At 52.7% G+C, this 26321-nt stretch carries 27 protein-coding genes; 5 read left to right on the top strand and 22 right to left on the bottom strand.

Annotated features, from left to right (window positions below; all coding sequences use genetic code 11):
- Positions 1–174 precede the first annotated feature (174 nt).
- Positions 175–639: a ribosomal protein S18-alanine N-acetyltransferase gene (rimI, locus tag PCAR_RS07305; protein ID WP_011341018.1), complete on the bottom strand. Its 465-nt coding sequence runs from the start codon at positions 637–639 to the stop codon at positions 175–177.
- Positions 640–980: 341 nt separating this feature from the next.
- Between rimI and purM the strand changes: the two genes are divergently transcribed.
- The 5 genes from purM (at position 981) to rpmB (ending at position 4851) form a co-directional block, all read left to right on the top strand.
- Positions 981–2015, top strand: a complete 1035-nt coding sequence (purM, locus tag PCAR_RS07300; protein ID WP_041531671.1) for a phosphoribosylformylglycinamidine cyclo-ligase — start codon at positions 981–983, stop codon at positions 2013–2015.
- A gap of 50 nt (positions 2016–2065) precedes the next feature.
- Entirely contained in the window at positions 2066–2722 is a 657-nt protein-coding gene (purN, locus tag PCAR_RS07295) for a phosphoribosylglycinamide formyltransferase (RefSeq protein ID WP_011341016.1), read from the top strand.
- Between the two features lie 75 nt (positions 2723–2797).
- Positions 2798–3247, top strand: a complete 450-nt coding sequence (locus PCAR_RS07290; RefSeq protein WP_011341015.1) for a DUF523 domain-containing protein — start codon at positions 2798–2800, stop codon at positions 3245–3247.
- Positions 3248–3294: 47 nt separating this feature from the next.
- Positions 3295–4563 (top strand): hypothetical protein, encoded by a 1269-nt coding sequence (locus PCAR_RS07285; RefSeq protein WP_148204316.1) that lies wholly within the window; start codon positions 3295–3297, stop codon positions 4561–4563.
- Positions 4564–4659: 96 nt separating this feature from the next.
- A complete protein-coding gene (gene rpmB / locus PCAR_RS07280) occupies positions 4660–4851 on the top strand; it encodes a 50S ribosomal protein L28 (RefSeq protein WP_011341013.1) in 192 nt (63 codons plus the stop codon).
- A 105-nt stretch (positions 4852–4956) separates the two neighbouring features.
- Here the strand turns inward: rpmB and PCAR_RS07275 are convergent, their stop codons facing one another.
- The 21 genes from PCAR_RS07275 to PCAR_RS07175 all read right to left on the bottom strand — a co-directional run bounded on the left by PCAR_RS07275 (position 4957) and on the right by PCAR_RS07175 (position 26320).
- Positions 4957–5343: a RidA family protein gene (locus PCAR_RS07275; RefSeq protein WP_011341012.1), complete on the bottom strand. Its 387-nt coding sequence runs from the start codon at positions 5341–5343 to the stop codon at positions 4957–4959.
- Between the two features lie 132 nt (positions 5344–5475).
- Complete coding sequence (locus PCAR_RS07270; RefSeq protein ID WP_011341011.1) at positions 5476–7632, bottom strand: RelA/SpoT family protein; 2157 nt, start codon at positions 7630–7632, stop codon at positions 5476–5478.
- Positions 7633–7905: 273 nt separating this feature from the next.
- Positions 7906–8112: a DNA-directed RNA polymerase subunit omega gene (gene rpoZ / locus PCAR_RS07265; RefSeq protein WP_011341010.1), complete on the bottom strand. Its 207-nt coding sequence runs from the start codon at positions 8110–8112 to the stop codon at positions 7906–7908.
- 21 nt (positions 8113–8133) lie between these two features.
- Complete coding sequence (gene gmk / locus PCAR_RS07260) at positions 8134–8766, bottom strand: guanylate kinase (RefSeq protein ID WP_011341009.1); 633 nt, start codon at positions 8764–8766, stop codon at positions 8134–8136.
- A 42-nt stretch (positions 8767–8808) separates the two neighbouring features.
- Positions 8809–9687, bottom strand: a complete 879-nt coding sequence (locus PCAR_RS07255; protein ID WP_011341008.1) for a YicC/YloC family endoribonuclease — start codon at positions 9685–9687, stop codon at positions 8809–8811.
- 14 nt (positions 9688–9701) lie between these two features.
- Positions 9702–10310, bottom strand: a complete 609-nt coding sequence (gene gmhB / locus PCAR_RS07250) for a D-glycero-beta-D-manno-heptose 1,7-bisphosphate 7-phosphatase (protein ID WP_011341007.1) — start codon at positions 10308–10310, stop codon at positions 9702–9704.
- Complete coding sequence (gene rfaE1 / locus PCAR_RS07245; RefSeq protein ID WP_011341006.1) at positions 10297–11769, bottom strand: D-glycero-beta-D-manno-heptose-7-phosphate kinase; 1473 nt, start codon at positions 11767–11769, stop codon at positions 10297–10299. The genes gmhB and rfaE1 overlap by 14 nt, the downstream gene beginning before the upstream one ends.
- A 142-nt stretch (positions 11770–11911) precedes the next feature.
- Positions 11912–12862 (bottom strand): hypothetical protein, encoded by a 951-nt coding sequence (locus PCAR_RS07240; RefSeq protein WP_011341005.1) that lies wholly within the window; start codon positions 12860–12862, stop codon positions 11912–11914.
- 154 nt (positions 12863–13016) lie between these two features.
- Positions 13017–13664: a sulfotransferase domain-containing protein gene (locus PCAR_RS07235; protein ID WP_011341004.1), complete on the bottom strand. Its 648-nt coding sequence runs from the start codon at positions 13662–13664 to the stop codon at positions 13017–13019.
- A 71-nt stretch (positions 13665–13735) separates the two neighbouring features.
- Positions 13736–15157 carry a mannose-1-phosphate guanylyltransferase/mannose-6-phosphate isomerase gene (locus PCAR_RS07230; protein ID WP_011341003.1) on the bottom strand — a complete coding sequence of 474 codons (1422 nt, stop codon included), beginning with the start codon at positions 15155–15157 and terminating at the stop codon, positions 13736–13738.
- Positions 15158–15494: 337 nt separating this feature from the next.
- Entirely contained in the window at positions 15495–16658 is a 1164-nt protein-coding gene (locus PCAR_RS07225; RefSeq protein ID WP_011341002.1) for an acylneuraminate cytidylyltransferase, read from the bottom strand.
- Positions 16658–17524, bottom strand: a complete 867-nt coding sequence (locus PCAR_RS07220; protein ID WP_011341001.1) for an N-acetylneuraminate synthase family protein — start codon at positions 17522–17524, stop codon at positions 16658–16660. The genes PCAR_RS07225 and PCAR_RS07220 overlap by 1 nt, the downstream gene beginning before the upstream one ends.
- Positions 17525–17627: 103 nt before the next feature.
- Positions 17628–18641 (bottom strand): hypothetical protein, encoded by a 1014-nt coding sequence (locus PCAR_RS07215; RefSeq protein WP_011341000.1) that lies wholly within the window; start codon positions 18639–18641, stop codon positions 17628–17630.
- 2 nt (positions 18642–18643) lie between these two features.
- Positions 18644–19480 (bottom strand): lipopolysaccharide core heptose(I) kinase RfaP, encoded by an 837-nt coding sequence (rfaP, locus tag PCAR_RS07210; protein WP_011340999.1) that lies wholly within the window; start codon positions 19478–19480, stop codon positions 18644–18646.
- A complete protein-coding gene (locus tag PCAR_RS07205) occupies positions 19461–20612 on the bottom strand; it encodes a glycosyltransferase family 4 protein (RefSeq protein ID WP_041531296.1) in 1152 nt (383 codons plus the stop codon). Before PCAR_RS07205 ends, rfaP begins: the two co-directional genes overlap by 20 nt.
- Positions 20613–20795: 183 nt before the next feature.
- On the bottom strand, positions 20796–22307 hold the full coding sequence (locus tag PCAR_RS07200) for an ArnT family glycosyltransferase (protein ID WP_158447410.1): 1512 nt from the start codon (positions 22305–22307) through the stop codon (positions 20796–20798).
- Between the two features lie 64 nt (positions 22308–22371).
- Positions 22372–22653 carry a lipid-A-disaccharide synthase N-terminal domain-containing protein gene (locus tag PCAR_RS07195; RefSeq protein WP_011340996.1) on the bottom strand — a complete coding sequence of 94 codons (282 nt, stop codon included), beginning with the start codon at positions 22651–22653 and terminating at the stop codon, positions 22372–22374.
- A complete protein-coding gene (locus PCAR_RS07190; RefSeq protein WP_011340995.1) occupies positions 22646–23359 on the bottom strand; it encodes a glycosyltransferase family 2 protein in 714 nt (237 codons plus the stop codon). The genes PCAR_RS07195 and PCAR_RS07190 overlap by 8 nt, the downstream gene beginning before the upstream one ends.
- A gap of 200 nt (positions 23360–23559) precedes the next feature.
- Entirely contained in the window at positions 23560–24150 is a 591-nt protein-coding gene (locus tag PCAR_RS07185) for a D-sedoheptulose 7-phosphate isomerase (protein WP_011340994.1), read from the bottom strand.
- 11 nt (positions 24151–24161) lie between these two features.
- Positions 24162–24920 carry a kinase gene (locus tag PCAR_RS07180; protein WP_011340993.1) on the bottom strand — a complete coding sequence of 253 codons (759 nt, stop codon included), beginning with the start codon at positions 24918–24920 and terminating at the stop codon, positions 24162–24164.
- Entirely contained in the window at positions 24920–26320 is a 1401-nt protein-coding gene (locus PCAR_RS07175; protein WP_011340992.1) for a lipopolysaccharide kinase InaA family protein, read from the bottom strand. Before PCAR_RS07175 ends, PCAR_RS07180 begins: the two co-directional genes overlap by 1 nt.
- Between the last annotated feature and the right edge of the window lies 1 nt (position 26321).

Here is a 26321-nt window from a genome sequence, read left to right as displayed (position 1 = left end):
ATGAAGTCCTGCCCGGCATGAAAGACAGACTCGCTGAATATTCTCCGGAGCCTGTTGACAAACAGCGGCTACCGGATTTGGTGTCCGACACCGGCAGGGGCCATCAAAACGCCCTGCCATAACCTGCAATCCGACCGCGAAAACAGCCCGAAAGCTGCTGCAAGAAAACCTGTTTCAACTGTGGAGGATTTTGCGTTCCATAACCAGGGCATCTTCGCCATCCGGGTAATATTTCACACGGCGCCCGATAACTTCGAAACCAAGAGAGTCATAAAGGGCGATAGCACCACGATTACCGGTTCGCACCTCAAGAAAAGCGCGATCGCACCCACCGGCTCGACCGTGCTGTAAAACGTGCTCTACCAGTACTCGGCCGAGACCACGCCGCCGGAACGCTCGATCCACTGCGACATTGAGAATGTGCAGCTCATCGCAAACCTGCCAGAAACAAATATAGCCGACAAGCCGATCCGCCTGCCACAGGATGTCGATGGTGGAATAAGCACGGGACAGCTCTTCTTCAAACAGCTGTGCGGACCAGGGGGTAATATGGCAACGTCCTTCCAGCTCGACAATCTTGGCCAGATCATCTGCGGTCATGGTACGGACAGTGAAGGATCCCGATGGGAAGTCAGCCATAAAAATACCTTTTTGAAAAAAACGTCGGACTGCAAACCCATCTATAAAAAACGCCCGGAAAACCAGGCATGCGACCTTCTCCTCTGCGACGATTTAACGCGTGAGACCAACCGCCAACGAAGCCGGAGAAAAAATCCCCGGCTGCGAACAACACAATGCACGTACCCTGCTTCTCCAGCATATTTGGCGAATGATAAAGCACCGGCACGGGTCTGTAAAGAGTCAAGACCAAATCGATCGTACAGGACTTTGCCGTTGACAAGCCAAAAAGGTTGATTTACAAATGGGAGTCATACTTTTTACCAAAGAAAAGAGAGGTTCACTTGAGCGACCAAAAAAAAATGACCTATAAAGATGCCGGCGTCGATATCGACGCGGGCAACCGTTTCGTGCAATTGATCAAACCTCTGGTCAAAGCCACCTCCCGCCCCGAAGTACTGACCGACATCGGCGGTTTCGGCGGCCTGTTTTCGCTGCATGCCGACAAATACAAGAAACCGACCCTGGTAGCGTCCACGGACGGGGTAGGCACCAAGCTCAAGCTGGCCTTCATGATGGACAAGCACGATACCGTCGGTATCGACCTGGTCGCCATGTGTGTCAACGACATCGTGGTACAGGGAGCCGAACCGCTGTTTTTCCTCGACTACATGGCAACCGGCAAGCTTACCCCCGAAAAAGCCCAGGATGTGGTCAAGGGGATTTCCGAGGGTTGCATCCAGGCCGGTTGCGCCCTGATCGGTGGCGAAACGGCGGAAATGCCCGGTTTTTATGGCGAGGGCGAATACGACCTGGCCGGATTCACCGTCGGCATCGTGGACAACACCAGCATCATCGACGGCTCCGGCATCACTGTGGGCGATCGCCTCATCGGCCTCGCCTCCAGCGGTCTGCACTCCAACGGCTACTCCCTGGCACGCAAAGTTCTGTTTGAACATCTCGGCCTGAACGCCGACTCCAAGGTCGAAGAACTCGACTTGAGTGTTGGCGAGGAACTGCTGAAACCCACCCGCATTTACGTCAAGACCATCCTTAACCTGCTGCGCGATTTTCAGATCAAAGGCATGGCGCATATTACCGGCGGCGGTCTGGTGGAAAACGTTCCCCGCATGATGCCGAAAAACTGCCAGGCCATTATTCACAAGGACAGCTGGCCCAAGCCCCCCATCTTCGAATTGCTGCGCAAAGCCGGCAACATCGAGGAGGAAGAAATGTACCGTACCCTCAACTACGGTATCGGTATGGTGCTGGTGGTACCCGAAACCGAAGCTGAAGAAATCATGGTACGGCTTTCCGGGCTCAAAGAAGATGCTTTTATCATCGGTGAAATCGCCAAAAGTGCTGAAGAAGGTGAACCGACGGTTACCCTGATTTAATCATCGGGCATCGTATCGAAACCTGTGTCTTGCATGGAGGGCGAGTACCATTGAGTAAGAAATTGCGTCTCGGAATACTGGCGTCCGGCGGTGGCACCAACCTTCAGGCGATTATAGACCAATGCCTGGCAGGTTCGGTATCTGCCGAAGTCGCCGTGGTCCTGAGCAACAAACCACAAGCCGGTGCGCTGGAACGTGCTCGCCGGGCCGGCATTCCCGTTGCCGTCGTCGAGCACCGGACACACCCTGACCGGGAAGCTTTCGACCAGGCCATGGTCGAGGTGCTGAAAAAAAGCGGGGTCGAGCTTGTGGTGCTGGCCGGGTTCATGCGCATCCTGACGCCTGTCTTTCTGGAAGCGTTTCCGCAGCGTATCATGAATATTCATCCGGCACTGCTACCGGCCTTCCCCGGCATACACGCCCAGCGACAGGCCTTGGATTACGGGGTCAGAATTGCCGGTTGCACCGTGCATTTTGTAGATCCGGGCGTTGACAGCGGTCCCATTATTATCCAGGCTGCGGTCCCGGTACGGGACGATGATAACGAAACGACGCTTTCCAGGCGTATTCTGGAGCAGGAGCACCGAATCTATCCGCAAGCCATCCGGTTATTTGCCGAGGGACGGCTGCGCATCGAAGGACGCCGTGTGCGCATCACCCCTCCACTGATGGCAAAAGACCGGGCCTTGCAGAACCCATCGTTTTGATGGCGCCATACACCCATCCCAGGCCGGGCGCCCGCAAACGCCCGGCCGTTTTTTATCCACGAAGAGGCTGCCGCGATGTCCCATCCGATACTGGTAAGCGCCTGCCTGCTTGGCCTTGCAACCCGTTATGACGGACGCAGCAAGTACAATGAAAAAGTGCGCCACTATCTGCAACAACACAAAATGATCCCGATACCCGTCTGCCCTGAACAGCTGGCGGGACTACCGACGCCGCGGCCTATGACCTTTTTCGCCGAGGGCAGCGGTGCCGAAGTATTGAACGGCAGCGGGCTTGTCATCCGCACGGACCAAACAGATATGAACACGGTTTTTGTCCAGGGCGCGAAAGAGACCTTGAAAATAGCCCAGCTGACGGGTTGCACCCATGCTCTGTTCAAGGATGGCAGTCCTTCCTGCGGCGTACACAGAATCTGTCGCCAGGGCTCCAAGGTCGCCGGGCAGGGCATAACCACCGCACTGCTGCAACGTAACGGTCTGCAGATCATAAGCGAAGAAGACCTTTAATAGCTCCTCTCCAAGAGGTGCCTGCCAGCATACAGAAAGTTATCCGGGTGAAATCCCAGCATTTTGATGTCATCATTCTCGGCAGTGGCCTGGCTGCACGCATCGCTGCGTTTCTGGCAGGGCGACGTGGCCGTCGGATTCTGCTACTTAGTGACCATAGCGAGCCCTTGCTAAACCCCGAGCTGGCATGCGGAACGCACCTGGAGAAACTTCTGAATCTTCTCGGCCAGCAGCGCCAGCAACTGCGCAGCGCCGGTGGCTTGCAGTTGATTGACAAACATCATCGCCTGGACCTTTCGGCTCCCGACCTCGCAGATGAATGGCAACGGGAACTGACCACACCTTCGGACGCCCCCGTCAAACTGTTGCAGAACCTGGATCGTTGGGGCACCTGGCTTAGCCGGGCGCTTGCAACACAAACGCCTTCTGCCCTCTTCAGCCTGCGCAGTCAAATCCGCCTGGCTGCATCGGGCTGGAAATCCGAAGCCGGCAGGATTCCACTGTCCAGACCGCTTGCAAAGTATCTTGCCCGCCATGTCGAAGGCGAAGCGCACACCCTGCTCCGGACCCTTTTTACCGGTCTGTCCGGCTTGCCCGCGGCCCAGCTTACAACAACGCAGGCTGCCTTGTTGTGGCACTGGAGCCGCTTGCCAAAAGCTATGGACAGTGTATTGTTTTCAGAATTACTGTCCCGACGCACCGCCCAGTTCCATGTTACGGAAATCCCCTTGGACCGGCTTGATCTTCTGCATGGGTCCGGGCGCAAGCTTGAAGGCATCCTCCTCAAAGACGGGGCCCGCATCAAGGCATCACAATTCGTTATCGCCAGTCAGTCGGCCACGACCTTTCTTCCCGCCGGCAAAAAAGCACCCCGGGCGATGCAGCGCGCCACGCGCCCTACCTGGCAGACGACAACCATCAGCGAAAATATTTCGCCGCTGTTAGCCAGCCGTATCGTGCTGTCGGACGCCACAACATTCCTTGTCACCCGGCAGGAGGTTGCCGGTGGGATACGCTACCTGATAGAAGCCGGCAATGAAAATGAATCTCATCCCTACACTCCCGAGCGACTCACCGAGCACCTGCGGACTCTGTTGCCCTTTGCCGATTTCCACATAGAGGAAATCCACCTTCCGCAGCGCAGCCGTCCGTTCGCAGACCGCCATGTCGGCCTCAGCGGTCTGCCATGCCGCCCTGCCGGTCGCTATCCGATTACAGCCATCCCCGAATGGATGTGCCCCGGACTCGGCAGCAACGGCGAGGTCGTGCTGGGATTCGCCCTGGCAGAGCAGTTACTGCTACCGATACGGGGATAAAAGAGAGACCCCGGCAACAGACAAAAGAAAAAGAGGTTGCAATACGACACCGCAAATGGTACATATAGGCGCTCTAAATTTCCAGGAGGTAAGAAAATGTCCAGAGTATGCGATATCTGTGGTAAAAAACCGACCACTGGCAATAACGTCAGCCATGCCCATAACAAAACCCGCAAGGTTTGGTATCCCAACCTTCAAAAGGTACGGGCTCTGCACAAGGGCAAAGTGCAGGCCATCAAAGTCTGCACCCGGTGCCTTCGTTCCGGCGCCGTCACCAAGGCCATCTGATCCAGGGGCCTGCCATAAGAGACGCAAACAGGGGAAGCCATTCGGCTTCCCCTGTTACGTTCAACCTGTTTATTTAAATTCCGGCCGCAATCACGGCAGACGGAGTCAATCCCCTGCGTAGGCCACCCCCTCGATTTCCACCAGAGCCCCTTTCGGCAAAGCTGCCACCTGGACAGTGGCACGCGCCGGGGCTGCCGAGCCGAAACATTCCGCATAGACGCGGTTAACCACCTCAAAATCCTGCAGATCGGTAAGATAAACGGTCGTCTTGACCACATCATTCACGCCAAGACCGGCGGCCGCCAGTACGGCTTTGATATTGCTCACCACCTGCAAAGTCTGACTCTCGGCATCCTTTCCAACCATGTTTCCGGTCGCAGGATCCAAAGGAATCTGCCCTGAAAAGAACAGATAATCCCCGGCCCGCACGGCCTGCGAATACGGCCCGATAGCGGCCGGTGCCTGCTCTGTAGTTATCTTTTCAATCGGCATGGCATACGATCCTTGTGGTTAGCTGATTATAGTTTTACCGCTATCAAAACCGAATCAACGATGGAAACCAAAAGTTTCCATCTCGTTTTCATGGCCATCCGGTTCCAACACCGATGCTCCGAAACCGATGTCTCAGTGCCGCAAGCGATCGACCTGATAGACTCCTTTTACCTGATGCAGGGCATTGATTACGCGATTGAGGTGCTCCACATCGTCCACCTCCACCGCAAAAACAATAAGACTCTTATGGGTTTTGGTCCGCTGAACACTGGCGCTGGAAATGTTGGCTTCACAGGCACTGATGGCATTGCTGACGTTGGCCAGGACCCCTTTGCGGTCCTCGGTAGCCAGGCGGATCTTGGCCGTATGCGATGCCTTTTTCTTGACATCCCATTCAACCTCGATTTGCCGGTCCGCATCACTTTCCAAAACGCTTGGACAATCGACCGTATGCACGGTAATACCACGACCACGGGTAATAAAACCTACCACCGGATCACCCGGCAACGGATTGCAGCATTTGGCGAACCTCACCATGATATCGCCAATCCCCTGAATCTTGATGGCGCTTGAAGGCTTTTTACGGACAGGTCCGGCTTCCGGCAGAAGCGTCTCCTTATCTTCCGTTTCAGGGCGCCGTACATCGGCGGGAATCACCCGACTGACCACCTGGCCAAGCGGCACCTTGCCGTAGCCGATCCCGGCCAGCAAATCGGCGGAGGCATGATAACCAAGCTCCTGCATCGCCTGGGAAAACTCCTTGGAGGCCAAAACTTTCTTGAGACTGCATCCGTACTTGCGCAGTCGTTTTTCAAACAGCTCCTTGCCGAGCTCGATACTTTTTTCCCGCTGTTGGGTCTTGACCCAGTGGCGGATTTTACTGGCCGCCCGCGAGGTGACGACAAACTTGAGCCAGTCTTTGCTGGGTGTCTGGTTGGGGGATGTCACGACCTCAACCACATCGCCATTGCTAAGAGGGGTTTTCAGCGGCACCAGCTTACCGTTGACGCGCGCGCCGACGCAGCGATTACCGACCTCCGTATGCACGCTGTAAGCGAAGTCAATGGGCGTTGCGCCACGAGGGAAAGCCTTCACCTCACCTTTGGGGGAAAAGACATAGACCTCCTCGGAAAACAGATCGCCTTTCACCGAACCGACAAATTCGTGGGAATCGGAGAACTCCTGCTGGGAATCGAGCATTTGCCGCAACCAGCCGAATTGCTTCTCATCTTTGGTGACGACACTGTCGCCACCCCGCCCTTCCTTATATTTCCAGTGGGCGGCGATACCTTCCTCAGCGACCCGATGCATCTCCTCGGTCCGGATCTGGACCTCCATCCGCTCTCCGTAGGGCCCGATAACCGTGGTATGCAGCGATTGGTACATATTCGCCTTGGGCATGGCGATATAATCCTTGAAACGGCTGGCGATAGGCTTCCAGGCCGCATGAATCACGCCCAGCATGGCATAACAGTCCCGCACGTCCTTTACCAGCACCCGAAAAGCGATAAGATCATAGACCTGTTCGAATTCGATGCCCTGACGCTGCATTTTACGCCAGATGGAATACAGATGTTTCTGACGGCCGTAGCACTCTCCCTCGATGCCGTTCTGCACCATTTTTTCGTACAACTGCTTACGAACTTCCTCCACATAACCCGCCCGGTTTTTACTCTGCAGTTCGACTTTGGTGCGCAGTTCGGAATAGACCTCGGGCAAAACGTAGCGTAAGGACAAATCTTCCAGTTCGCATTTCATCCAACTGATACCGAGGCGATTGGCCAGCGGCGCATAAATATCGAGGGTTTCCTGGGCAATACGCCGCTGCTCGGCGGCATCGCGGCTTTCCAGGGTACGCATATCGTGCAGTCGCTCGGCAAGCTTGACCAGAATGACCCGTATATCGCTGGCCATAGCCAGCAACATTTTACGGAAATTCTCGGCCTGCTGCTCTTCACTCGTGGTAAAGGTTATGCGGCCGAGGCGGGTCAGGCTCTGTACCAACTCCCCGACATTTTCACCGAAATGAGTCTGCAACTCCGTCGCATCGACCAGATTCTGCTGAAGGATATCGTGCAGCAAACCGGTGGTGATGGTCGGCACATCCATTTTGAGCCGGATGAGAATATTGGCAATTTCAAGGCTGTGGTTGAGATAAGGCTCACCGGACAAGCGTGATTGGCCACGATGAACCTTGGCACTGTAAACGTATGCCTTACGCAGAACGTCGACATCGGCCTGAGGATTGTAGAGCAGAATCTTTTCGATTATTTCATCTAAACGGAGCATTCCGATTCCATCGGTTTCAAAGCAGAGACGCTAAAGGAGCGAACACTTCGCGACAGACCGCCTCACCGGGCTCATGGCCCGGCAAACAAAACGAGGCCGGGTCCTTTGGGCCCGGCCTCATGGCTGATCATCACCACAGTCAGTCTTTTCCTTCGCCTCTGCGCTTTAAATTGTGACTCCAAATGCGTCTTTATGACCGGTTCGAAAACCGTGGTTAATCACGCTTTGGTCCCCGCAAAAGACAGAATACCGAAAAGACCGACCGGCCAGGGGCTAAGCTTTGCGCGCGGGAATTTCGTAATCGACTTTCCCGGCGGCGATTTCACGCAGGCAATGAACCACCCGCTTGTTATTGGATTTGTTTTCGATAAGCGGTTGACCGCCCTTGTACAGCTGCTTGGTCCGCTTGGCAGCCACCATTACCAGCAAAAAGCGGTTGGGAATCTGCTGAAGGCAATCTTCGACCGTTATTCTCGCCATGGGGTTATTGTCCTTTTCGTGTTAAATCGTTGAATTGTCCTGCATATCAATGTCGAACAGACGGCCGGCCTCACTTCTGATACGTGAAGCCCTGCAGCCTTCTGCCAGGATAATACTCTTGAATTCCTCCACCGCACGCGGCAGATCCTCATTCACGATGAGATAATCATACCAGACCAACTCGCGAATTTCGCGGCGAGCATTGTCCAGCCGTCGGGCAATGACCTCGGCGGTATCGGTATTGCGCCCGCGCAACCGGCGCTCAAGTTCTTCGAAGCTCGGCGGCAAAATAAAAATAAAGACGTCATCCGGGCAGTTGCGCTTAAGCTGCGCCGCACCCTGACAATCGATATCCAGCAGCAGATCCTGACCCTGTTCACGTGCTTCCTGCAGGGTAGCCAGTGCAGTCCCGTAGCAGTTTCCGTGAACCCTGGCCCATTCGGCGAAAGCACCTTCCGCCACCATGGTATCGAAAACCTCCGGAGTGACAAAGTGATAATCGACACCGTCTGTTTCGCCATTTCGACGGGGACGCGTGGTAAAGGAGATAGAGTGCCGCATATCGGGGAAAATGTCAACAATCTGCCGACACAATGAGGTCTTACCAGCACCTGACGGCGCGGATATGACAAACAGGATGCCATTTCTTTTCATACGTTATTCTCCAGCGGTTACCAGCCGTAGCGGGCCATTGCACTATTCGATATTCTGAACCTGCTCGCGGATTTTTTCCAGGTCGGCCTTCATGGCCACGACCAGGCGGGTCAACTCCAGATCGTTGGATTTCGAGCCCATGGTATTGGCTTCGCGGTTCATCTCCTGGAGAATGAAATCCATCTGCCGCCCAACAGCCTCCTCAACACTGAACAGTCCCCGGAACTGTTCAATATGGCTGGCGAACCGGGCCAGCTCCTCGCAGATATCGCAACGATCGGCAAACACCGCAACCTCCTGCGCGACACGCTGGGGATCGACCTCAAACCCGTTTTCCAGCCGCGCCAGGCGCTCCATAAGCTTCTCTTTCCACTCCAGCGGCACCTGGGGCGCCCTTTCCCGAGCCGAACTCAGTAACGACTCGATATGGGTCAGATACTCATCCATGTCCTGCCGAGTCGCCGTGCCCTCGGCATGTCGCATCTGCTCTATGGCTGTCAGTGCCTTGGCCAGCGCGTCGGTCAGACAGTTTCGAACATCCTGTTCATCCGGATCGCCTTCGGTCAAGGTAATCACTTCCTTTTGTCCGGCAAGCAAACCGACAGTGACATCTCCATCCAGAGCGAATTCGGCCCGCATCTGCCGAAACAGGACCATATATGCAGCAGCAAGTTCCTTGTTGAGCACCGGGGCACGACCGCCACAGGCGTTGTTTTCGATATTGATGAAGACATCGATTTTGCCGCGTTTCAGTCGTTCCCCAACGCGTTTTTTGATCTCGCCCTCGAAACCGAGCAGAAAGCGCGGCGCTTTAACGGAAACGTCCCCATAACGATGATTTACCGATTTGACCTCCACCGTAAGGGAAATCTCGCCGGCAGTTGCCTGCCCCTTGCCATATCCTGTCATGCTTTTGATCATGAACAGCCCTTTCTCTATGTCGGACGGGGCGGAAAGCATTCACTTCCGCCCTGCCGTAAAATAAAATCCACCGCTTCCACCAGGCTGGCATAACGCCCGATGGAAGGATCAAGACTCTGCGCCGTTTCGGCCCCGTAACCGGTCAACACCAGCAGAGGCGTACAACCGGCCCGTCGCCCAGCATCCATATCAGCCGGCTTGTCGCCTACCATAAACGAACGATGCAGATCGATATTCAACTGCTCGGCGGCCTGCAGCAATAAACCCGGCTCGCCCTTGCGGCAATCACACCGTTTGCGCCACTGCCCCTGCCCGGCTTCGGGATGGTGCGGACAGATAAAAAATCCGTCGATATGGGCGCTTTCGGAAATCAGCAGGCGACCGATGTGGTTATGCAATCGGTGGACATCGTCCAGCTCGAAATACCCCCGCGCCACCCCCGACTGGTTGGTCACCACGACCACCAGGAAACCGGCGTCGTTCAATCGCCTTATGGCTTGCGGCACTCCCGGTATAAACGTGAAATCCTCCACCCGATGCAGGTAGTTTTTTTCAACGTTGACGGTACCGTCGCGATCCAGAAAAACCGCTTTACGCGGGGCAACGGCCTCACCCCTGCTCATAGCGATCCAGAATGCGTTCGATGATATTGGTGGTGGAACGCCCGTCCACCAGATCGATAAGCTCTACCCGACCGCCGTAACTTTCGACCAGATCCTTGCCAACCACGGTTTCCGGCGTATAGTCGCCACCTTTGACCAGAATATCCGGTCGCAAGGTATCGATCAATTCCAGGGGCGTATCCTCATCGAACACCACCACGTAATCGATGCAACTCAAGGCTGCCAGGATATGCGCACGCTCCTGTTCGCTTATCAGCGGGCGACTGGGCCCCTTAAGTCGGCGTATGGAAGCATCGGAATTCAGCCCCAGAACCAACAGATCGCCGAGGCGCCGGGCCTTCTGCAAGTATTTAACATGCCCGACGTGCAACAGATCGAAACAACCATTGGTGAATACTACGGTTTTGCCCCGCCGGCGTTCCACTTCAAGCACATCCCGCAGCGATTCACGCAGCCTTATTTTGGAATCGTACTCCAAAGCATGATGCGCCATGGCCTCATGCAGTTCTTCGACATTGACCGTTGAGGTACCAACCTTGCCGACCACAATACCGGCACCGATATTGGCCAGGGCGGCAGCCTCACTGACAGGCAGCCCCCCTGCCAGACCGAGCCCGACCAGCGACAACACCGTATCTCCGGCCCCTGTGACATCATAAACTTCCCGAGCCTGCGTCGGCAGGTGCACCTCCTCGCCGTTACGGAAGAAGATCGAAATCCCCTCCTCACTGCGAGTCACCATCAGAGTTTCCAGATCGATGCGCTGCATGAGAGTGCGCGCCGCGAGACGCAAACTTTCTTCGTCAACGATGGATATGCCGGAAGCAACCTCGGTTTCCTTGCGGTTGGGCGTCAGCAGGGTGGCGCCACGATACTTGGCGTAATCGTTACCTTTGGGATCGATCACAACCGGGATGCCTTTTTGCTTGCCGACTGCGATCACGGACTGCAGCAAATCCTCGGTCAGAACGCCTTTGAGATAATCGGATACCAGGATCACATCAAAACGATCGGCGCTGTTCGATACAAATTCGGCCAGCACGGCCTCCTGCGTTGCATCGATCGGACAACGGCTTTCCCGATCAAACCGCATCATCTGCTGACCCGAAGCGAGGATCCGGGTTTTGCGGCTGGTAGTACGCTTAGCGTCGAACTGCAACCCCTCGATACCGACCTGCTTCTCTTCCAGACGACGGCGCAACAACAAACCGTCGTGCCCTTCGCCAAGCACACTGGCGACATGCACCTGGCAACCGAGGGTTACCAGATTATTAATGACGTTGCCGGCCCCTCCAAGGCGCAGGTCTTCGCGCACAACATCCACCACCTGCACCGGGGCCTCGGGGGAAATCCGTTCGGTACGCCCCCACAGATATTCATCCAGCATCAGATCGCCGATGACCAGCGCTCGGAGGTCTTTCAACCGGCTCAGGAAATTTTCTATGTTTGTTCGGTCCATGACTCTTCCGTTACCCGCGAGATCCACGGGGAATCAGCAAAAAGAAACCGGCCAGAGGGGCCGGCCTCGTTAACAACGCAACTGCGCTTACCATATCCGCCCGCAACATGCAATACCTTTCGGCAGCCTGGCCCGTCAGAATTCAGGCCAGCCGGTCAAGTACCGCCTGGGCAAACAGCGGGATGTTGATTTCGTGATGTCCAGTAATGGTAAACCCGCGACCACTGCCCAGCGTGGGACGCTTGACGACGTTGGTCAACGGACGATAGTGCTGGATCATGTCGAAATTGGCGGTTGTAAAACCGTCCACATGGTAACCCAGGTTCTGAGCGATGGACAAGGCCTTAAGAAAAACTTCCGGCAACAGCACCGCCGATCCGACATTCAGCCAGACACCGCCGTCGCCGAGATCCGCCACCACGGAAGTCAAAAGCTTAAAATCCCGATAGCTCATCTCGCCGATCACCCCGCCGTCGGCTTCCGGATGCTGATGAATAATATCCGTACCGATGGCCACATGCACCGTAACAGGAATATCCTTACCGACACAGGCTGCCAGCAAGCTGTAATCCCGGTACGGATGCTGTTGCTCGATTATGGCCTGACCTATAGCCCGGCCAAAGCCGTTGTCACCCGCCACCGCCTGCTTGAGGATAGCGTTCATCCCCTGACCGGTTTCGAGGGAAAAACCGAAATCGCCGGCCGCGAGAACCGCAGCCACATCCTCGGAGGTGGCGCCAACCAAGGACACTTCATAATCGTGAATCGTAACCGAACCGTTGGTCGCCACCGCCGTAATCACATCGGCCTCGATGAGGGCCTTGAGAACCGGCTGCAGACCGCATTTGATAACGTGCCCGCCCATGGCCAGCACCACCGGCTTGCCTTTTTCGCGAGCCGCCACCACCGCATCGACCACGCCGCGCAGATTGTCGGCGCCGAGCAGATGGGGCAGACTGTCGAAGAAATCCTGGAAAGAGCGCCCCGCACGCGGAGGTTCGGCAAAATGTTCACCGACTTTGACCTTGTTGTCCCGCGTGGTTATCGAATAGCGTTTAACACCGGAAAAATCCATCGGTTTATAACGTTTCACAGGAGTTAACCTCCGTATTCGGAAAATCGAAAACGCATCCCCACAAGCAATAATTTTTTATTACTTCGGGAATATTCGCCAACGTAAAGGATAAAACAAGAACAATCTGCCTCAAACAACGACTTACCAGGCAAATAATCAAATGTATTACTGGTTATTTTTTCCGAACAATTATTCTTTTAAGAGCAGAAAAGACATCCGAAAAGGAGAATGTTCTTGAAAATCTTTCTTTGGATAGAGAAACATTTTCCGAGATACTTAAATTGAAAAATTTTTCTATTTCATTTATCACAAATTCCGAATCGGCTATCAAGCTTGAGTAATCGATAACAAGATTTTCCTCGGCATGTTTTTTTGCCTCGGAATTCCACCTATCGTAGAACCACTGCAGATCATCGAAAAGGCCATTATCACATGCAGCTTGATGCCACTCATCTACAGTCGTGCAATTTTTAAACTCATCACGCTCTTTATGGATTTTCTTTTTCGAGGCCCTATAGTAAGCCTCGATAATTTCTCTGGGATCCCTGAGAAGAATCACCTTTTTTTGTCCTCTAACTAACTCTAAATTATTATCAGTAGGAGGAATATGCTGTTTAAAAAACTGACCACTATCTCCAAAGACATCAGTCTGTTCGGAATTAAATTCGCGAATATCGCTATGGTATCTATGTAGTAATTTTGTCGTTGCAGGGACAGGAGCATCTTTGAAAAATTTTTGTTGTGCAGGCAAACCGTGAAGGAGTCCCATTGTTTTCACTAGTGATGTGCTCGCACTTTTTGGTATTGCAACTATGAGCATCGTTCACTTCCTTTTTCTTTTTATCCAATCGATGGTATGAATAGTATTCCGGTCGAAAACGACAGGCGATTTTAACGACCGTACTGATCATCCAATCTCACAATATCATCCTCCCCCAGATAAGATCCGGACTGCACCTCAATAAGCTCAAGAGGTATTTCCCCGGGGTTTTCCAACCGATGGATGACCCCTAAAGGGATATAGGTGGATTGATTCTCGCTTAACATAAGAATCTCATCCCCTCTTGTCACCTTGGCCTCTCCCTTAACGACAATCCAATGTTCAGCCCGGTGATGGTGCATCTGCAAAGAAAGACTGGCCCCAGGCTTCACGGTAATTCGTTTCACCTGAAAACCTTGTTCCCGATCCATGCATTTATAACTACCCCAGGGACGATAAACAGTGTTGTTCAGCACCACTTCATCCCGATTTTTACTGCGCAACTCATCAACCACGCTCTTGATATCCTGCACGCGATCCTTGCTGCAAACCAAGACGGAATCGTCGGTTTCCACAACGACCACACCCTCTACCCCCACAGCTGCGAGGAGACGGGTTGTGGCACGAAAATAGGAGTTCCGCGTGTCTTTACGAACCACATCCCCGATAACCACATCACCATTGCCATCAGGTGATGCCATCGCCCACAAGGCGTCCCAGGAACCGACATCGTTCCAACCTGCCTCCAGTGGCAGAACAACCGCTTCGGTCGTCTTCTCGAGGACGGCATGATCAATGGAAATGCCCGGGCAACGGGCAAATGTTTCGGAATCGAAAAAGATACAATGATCTTTTTTTCTGGAAGACGACAAAGCCAGCCGACAGGCCTCAATTATTTCCGGAGAAAACCTCTCTAACTCTTCGAGATAGCGTGAGGCAAGAAACATGAATATTCCGCTGTTCCATAGGTAATCCCCGCAATCAAGGTATCGTCTTGCCGTTTCAACATCGGGTTTTTCCTGGAATTTTACAACGTCATAGGCCAGACCCGCATTACCGCCTGTCTGTGCCGGGTCGCCCTTCCGGATATACCCGTAACCGGTTTCCGGCACCGTGGGAACGACCCCGAAGGTTATGAGTTTCCCATCCAACGCGTAGGACTTTGCAGCCGCAAAGGTTTCGCAGAATTTTTCACTGTCTTGTATGACATGATCGGCGGGAAGAATCAGCAAAACAGGATCATCCCCTGCGGCGATGGCATGCATAGCGGCAAGGGCTACAGCCGGCCCGGTATTGCGACCTATCGGTTCGAGCAGAACGGCAGAGGGCGGATGTCCGATGTTTGCCATCTGATCGGCCACAATAAAACGATGGCTCTCGTTACAAACCACCATCGGGGCGGCTAAATCGGCCATATCACCCAAGCGCGTAACAGTATCCTGCAGCATAGACTTCTCGTTAACCAGGGAGAGAAATTGCTTAGGATACATTTCGCGGGACAAAGGCCAGAGCCGACTACCCGAACCGCCGGAGAGAATAACAGGTACGATCATGGTAAGTGCTCCTGAGTGGAACCATTGCCCCAACTATTGAAAGTTAGCCGACGGCGAATATGTACTGATTTTTGATCGATAACTTGACAAACCCTGGACAAACTCTTTTGGTAAAGCACACTATCCCTTTTCGCCAAGATAACGGAAACAAGGCCGTGGAGTTTGGCACGAAGAAATAATCAAAACTGAATAGCGCCTACACATTGAACAGTCAAAAGCCATAACAAAAACACCGAAAGCATGTATTTATCGGCATAATTTACAAGCATTCTTCTGCGGGCGCATACAAAATTATGTTTCAGGTGCAATTCAACAAGAAAGCTTTTGGGGAAAGATATCATTCAAGAATCTTCTCCACAAACTCCCTCACACAACCTTCACCTCCACGCTTGTCACAGACGTAATCAACGACTCTTTTAACAGAGGCAACCCCATCTCCCGGTGAAGCAGAGAGGCCGGCAGCAGCCAACACCTCAAGATCGTTAATGTCATCACCGATATAGGCGGTTTCAGAAGCGTCTATGCCGGTTTCAAGGAGCAATTTATTGAACACCGACAGCTTGTCTTTAATCCCGGTGAACACATAATCCATTTTAAGTTTTTTGGCCCGGTTAAGCACAATCCGGGTGGCTTCACTGGTAATGATTCCCGTCTTGATCCCATGGTTTCGGAGCAACTCAATACCTTTGCCGTCCCGGGTATTGAATTTTTTCAACTCTTCGCCACTCTCACCGTAATACATGCCTGCATCGGTCAAGACACCATCGACATCCGTCAGAAACAATTTCACCTTTTTCAATTTGCCGCTTTGTTCAGACGTTACACTGATTTTGCGATTAGCCAGCATACCTTCGATAATTTGCCAATCGACCTCATCATCGATTTCGAAGTAGGTGGCTTCAGGCATTTCGTACGTTACGACATGACCGGAAAGCCTGGAACCGCTTTTTAACAAGCTGTCCTTTCGGCTGACATAGAACGCACCGTTTTCAACCAGTATGCCATCAAAATCCTGCCTGCGCGGCCGACTGCAGGGATCGTAATTAACCGGTACCGCACGGCCCTCATCGGCCACTTGCCAGTAAAATCGTTTTTGCCGAACAACCGAAACCAACCCATCGGCCTTATTATTCAGATATTTCCGAATTCCCCTGTCCAAGTCGCCGGCTTCAAGTAGGGGGGAGGTAGCCTGAATCAGGACCATATGCTCGAAATTCCGTTGGCGTGAAAATTCAAGCATCGCCGATTCGGTACTGGCCGTGTCGGTAGCGGTTTCGCTGCCACGAGACACGACTTCGACCCGCTCACTGCCGAAACGGTCGACCACCTCGGCAATCTCGGCGTCGTCCGTGGCAACATACACCTTGTCGATAAGGTCGCAACGGGTAGCGGCATCGAGCACCCAGTAGATTAATGGCCGCCCTGCCAGATTTTTGATATTTTTACGTGGAATCCCCTTACTGCCTCCCCTGGCCGGGATAAATGCAATAATTTTTTCCATCACTTCGCAGTCCGTTTTAATTTTGCACGCTGAACTTTTTCAACATCCAGGATCTCTTCTTTTTTATAGGAAAGAGCTTTACTGACATTGCGCACATCACGCACGAGCTTACGTAACCCATCAGGCTCCAGAGATGCGGCATGATCGGTGCCTTTCCAGGTGCGGTCGAGAGTGAAATGCCGCTCGATCCATTGCACACCAAGAGGCAGTGCGGCAATATCGGCAGCGATCCCCAAATGGTGGCCGGAAAAACCGATGGCCTTGACCCGACTGCCGAAGCGTTCTTTTAAACGGGTAATTTCATAAAGGCAAATATCTTCAAAGGCCACGGGATATCCGGATGTACAACCGTAAAGAACCAGATCTTGAGCACGTCCTTTTTTCTCGAAGAAGGCCACGATCTGCTCTTCTTCCTCTTGGGTAGTCATACCCAAAGATACGTGAATTTCCCCTTTATAATGATCGCACAGATATTCGAGCATCTTGAATTGCAGATTGCAAGCCGAGGGAACCTTGATCAATTCGGGATTGAGGCTGGCAATTTCCTTTGCGGAAGTCAAATCCCAGACGGAGGTACTGTAAACGATGCCAAACTCCTCGCACCATTTCTTGAGTTGCCGATGCTGATCTAAAGACAATTCCAGAAATTCGCGATGTTCTCCATAGGTAGAGCCATAGGAATTGGCAGGATTGGGATGCGGAGCATCGTATTCTTCCTTGCTCAACAATTCAACATTATGGCGCTTTTGAAACTTGGCAACGTCTGCTTTGCAAAAAGTTGCGGCAACAACGATCAGCTCCTTGGCGATATCCATATCGCCTTTATGGTTGCAGCCTATTTCGGCAATAACTTTCGGTGTCAACATAAAAATCCTTCCTGAAACTCCCGGAAATCCGAGTTGGTGTCATTTATTAGGGTCATAGACATACATAACCGCCCAGATCGGACATGAATGCCTAACACACCACCTAGAGGTTTACAATCTGAAAATGGTCACTTAGATAATGCTGGCGATAATAGGTGTAAACACGTTCGGTAAATACTTTCCGCTCTGATTTAAGGATGTCTTCAACGGGAATCTCATAACTGTGTATCGGCAACTGTTCCCCGAAAAGAGTATGAGCATTATCCAATGCGGTGGAATAAAGTCCGATCAAGCCCAGAGGGAGCTCCCCCTTTTCCAGAAGAACCAATTCAATAGGCTTATCGAAGGATTTGACCTGCCAGTTGAGACATGTTGCAAGGTCACGAACGCGCGGAGCATCCTCACGCCTATGAGGAATGTAACAGATCGTTTCTTTGAAATCCTGTGCTATCCGTTCGAGATATCCCCGGTAGTGACTTTCGCTCACAATCCCCATTTCCACCAATGGGCAACCGATAAAATACCTTACAGGCTGGCGCTTGCAGACAGACATGCCCCGACGTAAAGCCTCATAACGATGCTTTACGATCCGATCCTGGTCCGGAACTTGAAAATTAAAGGTAGAAAAAAAAGTCAGTGCGGGAATGTCATGATCGCGATACCCAAAGAGGCGACGTTTATTTAAATAACGACGCCACCCCCGTTCATATTTGGCATCGGGTGTGACGTTCTGCCGACGTCTGTCGGCCACGGCAAGAGTCGCCGTCCCATCGTCGAGCAAAACCACGGGTTGCCCTAGAGTATTCGCCACGTGGCGCATGAATCTGGAGCGGAAATCCCCGATAATGACTTGGTCAATGCTTTCGTACCTCCCATGCAACCAGCGATGAAAAAACATGCGTGCGGAGAGAAACGACACCAAAGACTGTGCAGACCCAATCGATTTAACTTCACTCCAGTCCGACTCTCGAATCAAAGATAGGGTTTGGCGCTGATTCAGAGGCGACACGCCCTCCAGAACAAGCAGCAAGGACTGATCCGGAGAAACCCCAAAATGCCGCTGAGCCTCTATCGCATTGATCAGTTGAAGCGGCGATTCAACCATAAACAATTTCACAACTATTCATCCCTATTGGCAGCTGATTTTCGTTTGATGCGTCTTTCCTGCTGATGCAGTATGGCCTCGGCTTTTTCAGTAATCGCACGAAACAAGCCCCCATTTGCCTCAAATATACGTGACAAAGACCGTTCACCGAAATAGGTTTGTAAAAAACGCAGGTGGTCACGCTTCGATAACGGTTTACCCAGAACCGAAAACAACAAAGCAGCCAGATCCTTCACCCGCCACCGGTATGATAGAACTGTATGCTCTTGAGCCCGATGCAGATCCATTAGAAACAAGGGAGGTTCGCCGATGGGATTTTCCAGCCAGTTTAGAGGCAAGCGGAAATGATTAACATAAAGATCCCTATGATTTATCCCGGCACCGTGCATCTTTGCCACGATCTCACCCACCGCACGTATCAATTGTCTTTTCAGTTTTGCCGACGGTTGTTGTTTCCACTGCATGCACAGTTCGTTCAGAGTACAACTCTGAGGCAGGGCACGGGTAATGATAAAGGAGCGCTGTGTCGTAGGCCAGCGACCATCAACCCCGAAGGCAACGAGTTGCGCGGTGTCGATACCGATACAGTTGAGCAACGCAGTCATACGATATTCGTTGCCAGCGCCCAAAACCGGACGCCGCAAACGTATGACTTCTCCGACGATATCGGCCCAGGTCAATCCGTAATGTTGTTTGACAAAATAGTCCCGTCCCCCAAGTTCGACCCGAAACGTGTGACGCCGCTCGATCCGACGAACACTCTCTCCCGCCAGCCCCATAACCCAATCAAAGGTCGCTTTGGGGCCCTGTGGCGCCATATGCCGCAATTCATCAGCAAGCCAGATCTGCATGCACTTTTTCCTTGACGAGTTTCTCAATGATATCGCAGGCCACCCGCGGGCGGCCGTAAAGATCCGTGATATCGGCATAATACCAACCATTTTGGCCGAGTTGTTTCCTGAACTCCTGATCGCTTGCGAGTCGCAAAAGTGCCTTATCCAGCAAATGTTGATGCCAAGGTATGTCGGATACGACCAAGCCCCCATCCGCCCTGGCAACATGCACACTAAATCCGGCACTTTCACTGACAACGACCGGAATGCCGGCGACCAAACCTTCAAGAATGGCGTTGCCGGCAGTTTCGCTCAGAGCGGGATGCAACAAAATATCGGCAGCGGCAAGCAAGTGGGGAACATCGTCGCGAGGCCCCAAAAAGACAACCTGGTCAGCAATACCCAACTCTGCCCCCATTTTGGCAAAGGGGCGCGCGTCGCCCTTTCCCACCACCCAGAGCTGCGTATTCTGGCGCAAGTCTGCAGGCAGTGCGGCCAGCGCACGCATGGAACGATCCACCCCTTTACGTTGAAAATCGGATCCGATCATCAACAGTACCAAAGAATCCCCGGACACCCCCAGAGCGGAACGCGTTCTGGTGCGCTGGCCGGACGAACTAGCATCCCGAATAGACTTTTTATCGATTCCTGCCGGCAATGGATGAAATCGCTGCTCGGGTGTCTCGTAGCAGGACTGAAAGATACGTTTTTCACGTTCCGCAATATACATGATATGCGTGGACGCTTCCTTGGAAAAAACCGCTTTTTCAAAGGAAGACAGAATTTTGTAACGAGGAGCAAGCTTGAGCAATGGGATGTATTTTAAACCGACTTCATGTTGGTAACAGACATCCCCATTATAGTAAAGATCGAGCCCGGGCATCCGCTTAAATCCCACAACCAGATCATGTTCACATTTATGAACTGTTTTCTGAAACTTCCGAACAAACGAAAGCATCTTTCCGTGATTGGTCCAGCCTTTGGCGGGAATTATTTCAATCTTGGCACCCGAAAGATGAGGCCCCTCCCAGGAATGGCAATAAAACGTGAGCTTATGCCCACGCCTCAAAACCTCCCGGGCAATGTTGTGCATACTTTTCTCTAACCCCCCAAAGGGATAATACTGAAAAGTAGCGAATCCTATATCCATGAACGGCTTCCTATATTCTTATTAAAAAATCACCGTGATCATTACTCAGGGCAACAAAAAACGATTTGATTTGTTTTGCGACTGAACAAGCCAAAATCCGATCTATCCGGTTGAAGGTAAAAAGGCACCGATAACCATGCTGAGATTGGCCCATTCGCGAACCGTTAAAGCCATAACGATTCTTCACAACAAGTGGTGGCCATCGCCAGCCGCCATGGTACGCATAAACTCGGCACTGCCCATAATGTACATGACGCCGCGCTTTGACAGGTAAGGTTGCATCTGATCGATAATCTCTAATCTCAAACCGTCAGCCTTTTTAATATGCTTCTTTCTCACCAACACCAGAAAGGGACGCTGTTGCTCCTGCCACAGGGCAACTTTATCGGCCGTGATTTCCGGAAGAGGCCGCCCGTAATAATAAATCAGCTGAATCGGTTCTTCGCCCAGATAATAAACCGGCACATCGCCTCGTAATGAGTCGATCCTGGAGGCTAAAGGTTTTAGCGATTCAAAACGATAAGCAACGGCCCGCGGCTCAACATAACCAAAATAGCCAATCAAAACCAGCATCAATACGGCGGTTCCCCCGACCATTACACGACCTACCCAGGCTCGCCCACGCTGCGCCATCGCCATGCGCCAGTGCTCCGCCACCATGCCAAGACATACGGCCATAGCCGGATAGATAGGCAGGATGTATTTGTCCCGCTTATAGTCGAACAATGAAAAAAGCAAAAGCGGTACCAACGCCGCCAGACCGAAAAAACGTCCGGATTTTGAAGCAACTATACGCCGAAAAACGTGCATGGGACGATAAAAAATCAGTAGAACCCATGGGGCAAAGGATCCCAGCAGATGGCGAATATAATAGTATGCCGGCTCAGCTTGATGCGCTACCTCCACGACCTTGGCGGAAACTTCACTGCGTATCACCGAAAGCATGGGCGTACCTTCGAGATACAGATTGACATACAGATACCAGGGAAAAGCTATGAGACCGAATACCAGCCATCCAGGCCAATAAACGAGAGCCTTGAGTGTCCGGCGATCTTTTTCCAACAGCCCAAAAATAAGCACGGGTGGAATAAAAAACAATAGCGCCACGGGGCCCTTGGTCAAAAAAGCCAACCCCAATGCGCCATAAACCAGAGACAGATATCTGCGGGCACCACCGCAGATGTATTCGTAAAGGCACACAATCGCCGCGAACACGCACACCGTCAACAGCATATTAATCTCGGCAAGACGGGCCTTGGTGGAAAAAAAATACGAGGTCACCAAAACCGCGGCCCCAAACAGCGCAGGCCATTGACCAATATAGCGCTTCAGCCGATAAAACAAAAGCCAGGTAGCTCCGAACCCACTCAACGCCGAGGGCAGCCGCAAAACCCATTCGGCAGTACTAGCGCTAAGCAAGGCAAAAACCGCACCGAACCAGGTAAACAAAGGCGGCTTTTGCAGATATACCTGACCATTTTTGGTCGGTATCAACCAATCGCCACTGGCCAGGAGCTCCCGTAATACCACCAATCGCCTGGCCTCATTGTGGGTCAGCAGCGGTACGGACCAGATCCCCCACCCGTAAACCAGCAGAGAGCCAACAAAAACCAACCAGAAAAAGAGCCGAAACAACTTGTCACAATCAGGCTCGGGTTGCAAAAAGCCACCGGGCGGATCAGTAAAATTCATCATAGAAGCCAAAAGACCGGGCATACCGGAAAAGGAAGGGAAAAAGAAGTGAAGCCATAATCAGCAGTCAGGCCATGGCATTTTGCTTGCGTTGCTTGTGAATAAAATAAAGATTACGACCATAAATGAGAAACCCTGTCGACTGTCCAAGGGTGAATACCAGGTCGCGCCGCAAAAGAGCATAAATCAACAGCAGAAGACTGCCACCCAGGCTAAAATACCAGAACGCTGTCGGAATCACGCTCTGACGACGTTTTTCCGAATAAACCCATTGAATAATAAACCGCATGGAAAACAGGGCTTGTCCTGCCAGGCCCAAAACCAGGATAGCCGTTTCAGTTTTAATCATTGAATTCCTTGATCCTTACCTTGAGATGGCGCTTGATCATCCAACGCACGGCAATGACATCGTACAGCCCTTCGATGCCGCGCTGCAGATTATTGTACTTGGAAACACCGTGCACCCTTGCCCGATGATGCACCGGAACCTCCAGAACCCTGGCACCTTCCAGGCGCATAAGCGTCGGTAAAAAACGGTGCAGACCACGGAAAATGCGAATTTCTTTAAGCATGGAAGCACGCATGACTTTAAGGGAGCAACCGGTATCGTGAATAGTCTCCCAAGTCAAACGATTGCGCACAAAATTGCCGATGCGGCTGCCAATTTTTTTGGACAAGGTGTCCTGCCGGTCGGCACGCCAGCCGTTGATCATATCGTATTCGCCGAAATGCTGCAAAAGGGTCGGTATATCGGCCGGGTCGTTCTGAAGATCCGCATCCATCGTAATGATGATATCTCCGTCGGCATGTTGAAACCCCGCATATAGCGCCGCCGACTGGCCACAATTGTTTTCGAACGAAAGATAACGAACCTGCTTATGGCGAGCCGCCAGAACCTTGATGATACCCAGGCTGCCATCGCTGCTGCAATCGTCCACCAGCAATATCTCGTAAGGATGTTTGAGCATGTCGGCCACACAGGTCAGCTCTTTGAACAGCTCCTCGATGTTGCCTTCCTCGTTGTAAATAGGTATGACAAAAGAAATTTTTTCCATGATATCTCAATCTTATAGGATGGCGGACATGAGCCGTAGACGCTGTCGCAACACTGCGGGAAAATGCGTTTCCGTTACCCTTTGGACAAATCAAGGGCCGATTCATTGCCCTGCAATAGCCGGCTATTTCACAAAACGTTTCGGCCGTGGATCGCAGTGCTGCAAAACCAGGCCTTGCGTATCTGTAACAACTTTACATATTACTCCGTTTGCCCGGACGGGGTAAACAATTCCTTTTCCAGCAGATCGCAAAACAGGTGCAATACCGCCCCATGCGCTGTCTGAATATAAGGGGTATGATGCTCCGGTACCGTCAGGTTGACATCGACGATGGATGCAATGCTGCCGCCTTCGCGCCCAAGCAGACCGATGGTTTTGCAGCCAACCTGATTAGCCGCCGTCAGAGCATGAAATACATTGTTCGACATCCCGCTGGTACTGAGACCGATAACCACGTCCCGAGGATCGGCAAGAGCTTCGATCTGGCGTTTAAAAATCTCATCAAACCCGTAATCGTTGCCCACCGCCGTCAAAATGGACGTATCGGTGGTCAAAGCGATGGAGGGCAAAGCCTTGCGTTCCATAAGAAACCGACCCACAAGCTCCGCGGCAAAATGCTGTGCATCCGCCGCGGAACCGCCGTTGCCCATGATCAGAACCTTACCGCCGCAACGCAGGCACGCCGTCAAAAGTTGAACGCTCTGCCGAATCTGGTCGACCTTTTCACGGCCAACCCGATCAACCACATCCCGCAATTCCTGAAAATATGTTTGTATAGCGACTGTCGTCATTAAAGTACCCCTTATAAATTGTTCAGTGCATGCTGCCAGTGGCGGCGAAACAGTTGCACGGTCTCCCGGTCCGCACCAATACGAGACAAGTCACGCAGAAAATGCCCGATATCTCGCTCTGCCCGCTCTGCGGGAAGCCGTCGATAACGGCGCACGCCGTCCAGGTCGACAAGCCAGATCTGGGGGTGGGACGTATGTTCATTCCCGATGAGGATATTGCGCCAGTTACTATCTCCATGAATGACATGAGCCCGGTGCATCCGTCCCATCATGCCGCCCAACACCCTTAAAAAATACTGCCGCCTGGAATCATCCAGTTCCGGCCAAAGATCGCGCAGCGAACGACACCCTTCCAGAAACGGGCAGACCAGATAGCTTCGACCCAACAACCCCAGGTGGCGTTCTTCCAAACCCACCAGCGGCGCCGGCGTCGGAATTCCGATAGACAGCAAAAGCTGTCCGGCGCGAATCGAGCGTAGAGCCCTGGAAGCCCTGAATATATTCTTGATGCGGTAGTAAGTACCCTGGCAATTGTAACGCTTTACAAAATACGGTTTACTCCCGACAACAACTTTGACCTGATCGCGGGGATTGCCGGAACGCCCCGAAGAAACCTTCTCGCCAAGACGGAACAGGCGCTCCGGATCGGGAAGCAGCGCCTCCTTTATCTCTCCAAGAAATGTTCCCCTTGCAAAATAGCAGCGATAAACCCCTCTGCGCTCGAATTCAACCCCTGCTGGCGTTTCCCTTCGTGTTGGCTGTATACCCATCACCAGTACCTCTGCCGATGCCAGCCACGCATAAAAATATCCAGAAAACCATCCGGCAACCGGGAGCGTTTGAAATCACGGGAAAAACGACGCAAATCCTTCAGCACCCGCCGGGAACGAACCCAACGGTTAACCCGACTGCCGTCAAAATCGACCAACGATACCTGAGCCGGCTGTTGCGGGTTAATCAGAATGTTATCCCATTTTAAATCCCCATGGGAAAACCCCGATGCATGCATGTTACCGACCATTTGACCGAGCCGGTACAGATGGTGGCCAAGCCTGGCTTCCGGGATGTTTTGAAGATGCCACAGTCGTTGATGCCCTTCAAAAAAATCCATCAGGATCCAGGATCGTCGAACCACGCCAAAGGACTTCTCTTCCAGACAAAGCAATGGCCGGGGCATAGGCAGATGCCGGAAGATTCCCTTCCAGGTAACCAGCCAGGTGCGGCGGGCGCGGGAAAAACGACCGAAACGGACCAAACTGTAAAACAGACCGCGACGATTGTAGCGTTTTAAAAAATAAGAACGCCCACCCAGCACAACATGCCCGGCATGCGTACGACTGCCCGGTTTATAGATCACGGCATTTTCGAAAGCCTGATCGGGATCCGGCAGCAAAGCGCGTAAAGCGGCCTCAGCTTCGGCGCCGCGCTGGCGATAAACATCGTAGCCCTGACGGTTTTCTCTGACAAAATCGTCATTGATGCCAAAACAGCGCCGAGCCTGCCGGGACCATAAACGCCTGGCCTGCCTGAGACAGCGGGCCTGCAGCCCTTTTAACCATCTGCGTCGCAGCGCCCGGCTGACTTGAGGACCGAGATAAGCCGTAATGAGTCGCCACCTCTCGGATCGGCTGGCACGACCAAAAACCGAAGCATACAAAGAGGCCAGGGAAACCATACGTTGTCTATCGGATAACGCTTTTCCCCAACGGCCCGGCGGATGACCATAAAGCCCAAAGGAGATCTCCGATCTTTGCGCATCAACCAGCAACTCACCCCAGAGACGGTGATCAAAAGCAATGCCGGCATCGTGCAGACGATGCAGAAAGCGCCCCAGAACCCGAACAAACCGGCGCTTATCGGCAGCAGTCAAATCACCGTATGCACCATTCCAATAGGCCTCCAGGGGGAGTGCCTTGCCGACAGACCGTGTCTGAAAAACAATGCGCTCGGATAACCACCCGGCACTCTGCACCCCGACACCCACGACACCCCAGGCCGGACACCCGCAGTTTTCAAGGTGTCGCAGAAACCGCTGTGTGCGACGCGCGACTCGGTGGAACAGGTGTCCCCTCGGGGAAACAACAGATACCACCTCGCAGGTATCGGCAGCGACCGAACGGCTGGATCGATAAAGCCAGACAGTTGTTGGTGGTGTTTTGGCACATAACATC

It is taken from the genome of Syntrophotalea carbinolica DSM 2380 (genome assembly GCF_000012885.1).
Classification (GTDB): Bacteria; Desulfobacterota; Desulfuromonadia; order Desulfuromonadales; family Syntrophotaleaceae; genus Syntrophotalea; species Syntrophotalea carbinolica.
The sequence above is the reverse complement of the archived record's forward strand: the minus strand, read 5'-3'. Positions and strand labels throughout refer to the sequence as shown.

Coding starts and splice junctions, on each gene's coding strand:
- rimI (WP_011341018.1), bottom strand. CDS start 639: ATGGCTGACTTCCCATCGGGATCCTTCACTGTCCGTACCATGACCGCA.
- purM (WP_041531671.1), top strand. CDS start 981: ATGACCTATAAAGATGCCGGCGTCGATATCGACGCGGGCAACCGTTTC.
- PCAR_RS07290 (WP_011341015.1), top strand. CDS start 2,798: ATGTCCCATCCGATACTGGTAAGCGCCTGCCTGCTTGGCCTTGCAACC.
- rpmB (WP_011341013.1), top strand. CDS start 4,660: ATGTCCAGAGTATGCGATATCTGTGGTAAAAAACCGACCACTGGCAAT.
- PCAR_RS07275 (WP_011341012.1), bottom strand. CDS start 5,343: ATGCCGATTGAAAAGATAACTACAGAGCAGGCACCGGCCGCTATCGGG.
- PCAR_RS07270 (WP_011341011.1), bottom strand. CDS start 7,632: ATGCTCCGTTTAGATGAAATAATCGAAAAGATTCTGCTCTACAATCCT.
- rpoZ (WP_011341010.1), bottom strand. CDS start 8,112: ATGGCGAGAATAACGGTCGAAGATTGCCTTCAGCAGATTCCCAACCGC.
- gmk (WP_011341009.1), bottom strand. CDS start 8,766: ATGAAAAGAAATGGCATCCTGTTTGTCATATCCGCGCCGTCAGGTGCT.
- PCAR_RS07255 (WP_011341008.1), bottom strand. CDS start 9,687: ATGATCAAAAGCATGACAGGATATGGCAAGGGGCAGGCAACTGCCGGC.
- gmhB (WP_011341007.1), bottom strand. CDS start 10,310: ATGAGCAGGGGTGAGGCCGTTGCCCCGCGTAAAGCGGTTTTTCTGGAT.
- rfaE1 (WP_011341006.1), bottom strand. CDS start 11,769: ATGGACCGAACAAACATAGAAAATTTCCTGAGCCGGTTGAAAGACCTC.
- PCAR_RS07235 (WP_011341004.1), bottom strand. CDS start 13,664: ATGCTCATAGTTGCAATACCAAAAAGTGCGAGCACATCACTAGTGAAA.
- PCAR_RS07230 (WP_011341003.1), bottom strand. CDS start 15,157: ATGATCGTACCTGTTATTCTCTCCGGCGGTTCGGGTAGTCGGCTCTGG.
- PCAR_RS07225 (WP_011341002.1), bottom strand. CDS start 16,658: ATGGAAAAAATTATTGCATTTATCCCGGCCAGGGGAGGCAGTAAGGGG.
- PCAR_RS07220 (WP_011341001.1), bottom strand. CDS start 17,524: ATGTTGACACCGAAAGTTATTGCCGAAATAGGCTGCAACCATAAAGGC.
- rfaP (WP_011340999.1), bottom strand. CDS start 19,480: ATGCAGATCTGGCTTGCTGATGAATTGCGGCATATGGCGCCACAGGGC.
- PCAR_RS07205 (WP_041531296.1), bottom strand. CDS start 20,612: ATGGATATAGGATTCGCTACTTTTCAGTATTATCCCTTTGGGGGGTTA.
- PCAR_RS07200 (WP_158447410.1), bottom strand. CDS start 22,307: ATGATGAATTTTACTGATCCGCCCGGTGGCTTTTTGCAACCCGAGCCT.
- PCAR_RS07195 (WP_011340996.1), bottom strand. CDS start 22,653: ATGATTAAAACTGAAACGGCTATCCTGGTTTTGGGCCTGGCAGGACAA.
- PCAR_RS07190 (WP_011340995.1), bottom strand. CDS start 23,359: ATGGAAAAAATTTCTTTTGTCATACCTATTTACAACGAGGAAGGCAAC.
- PCAR_RS07185 (WP_011340994.1), bottom strand. CDS start 24,150: ATGACGACAGTCGCTATACAAACATATTTTCAGGAATTGCGGGATGTG.
- PCAR_RS07180 (WP_011340993.1), bottom strand. CDS start 24,920: ATGGGTATACAGCCAACACGAAGGGAAACGCCAGCAGGGGTTGAATTC.
- PCAR_RS07175 (WP_011340992.1), bottom strand. CDS start 26,320: ATGTTATGTGCCAAAACACCACCAACAACTGTCTGGCTTTATCGATCC.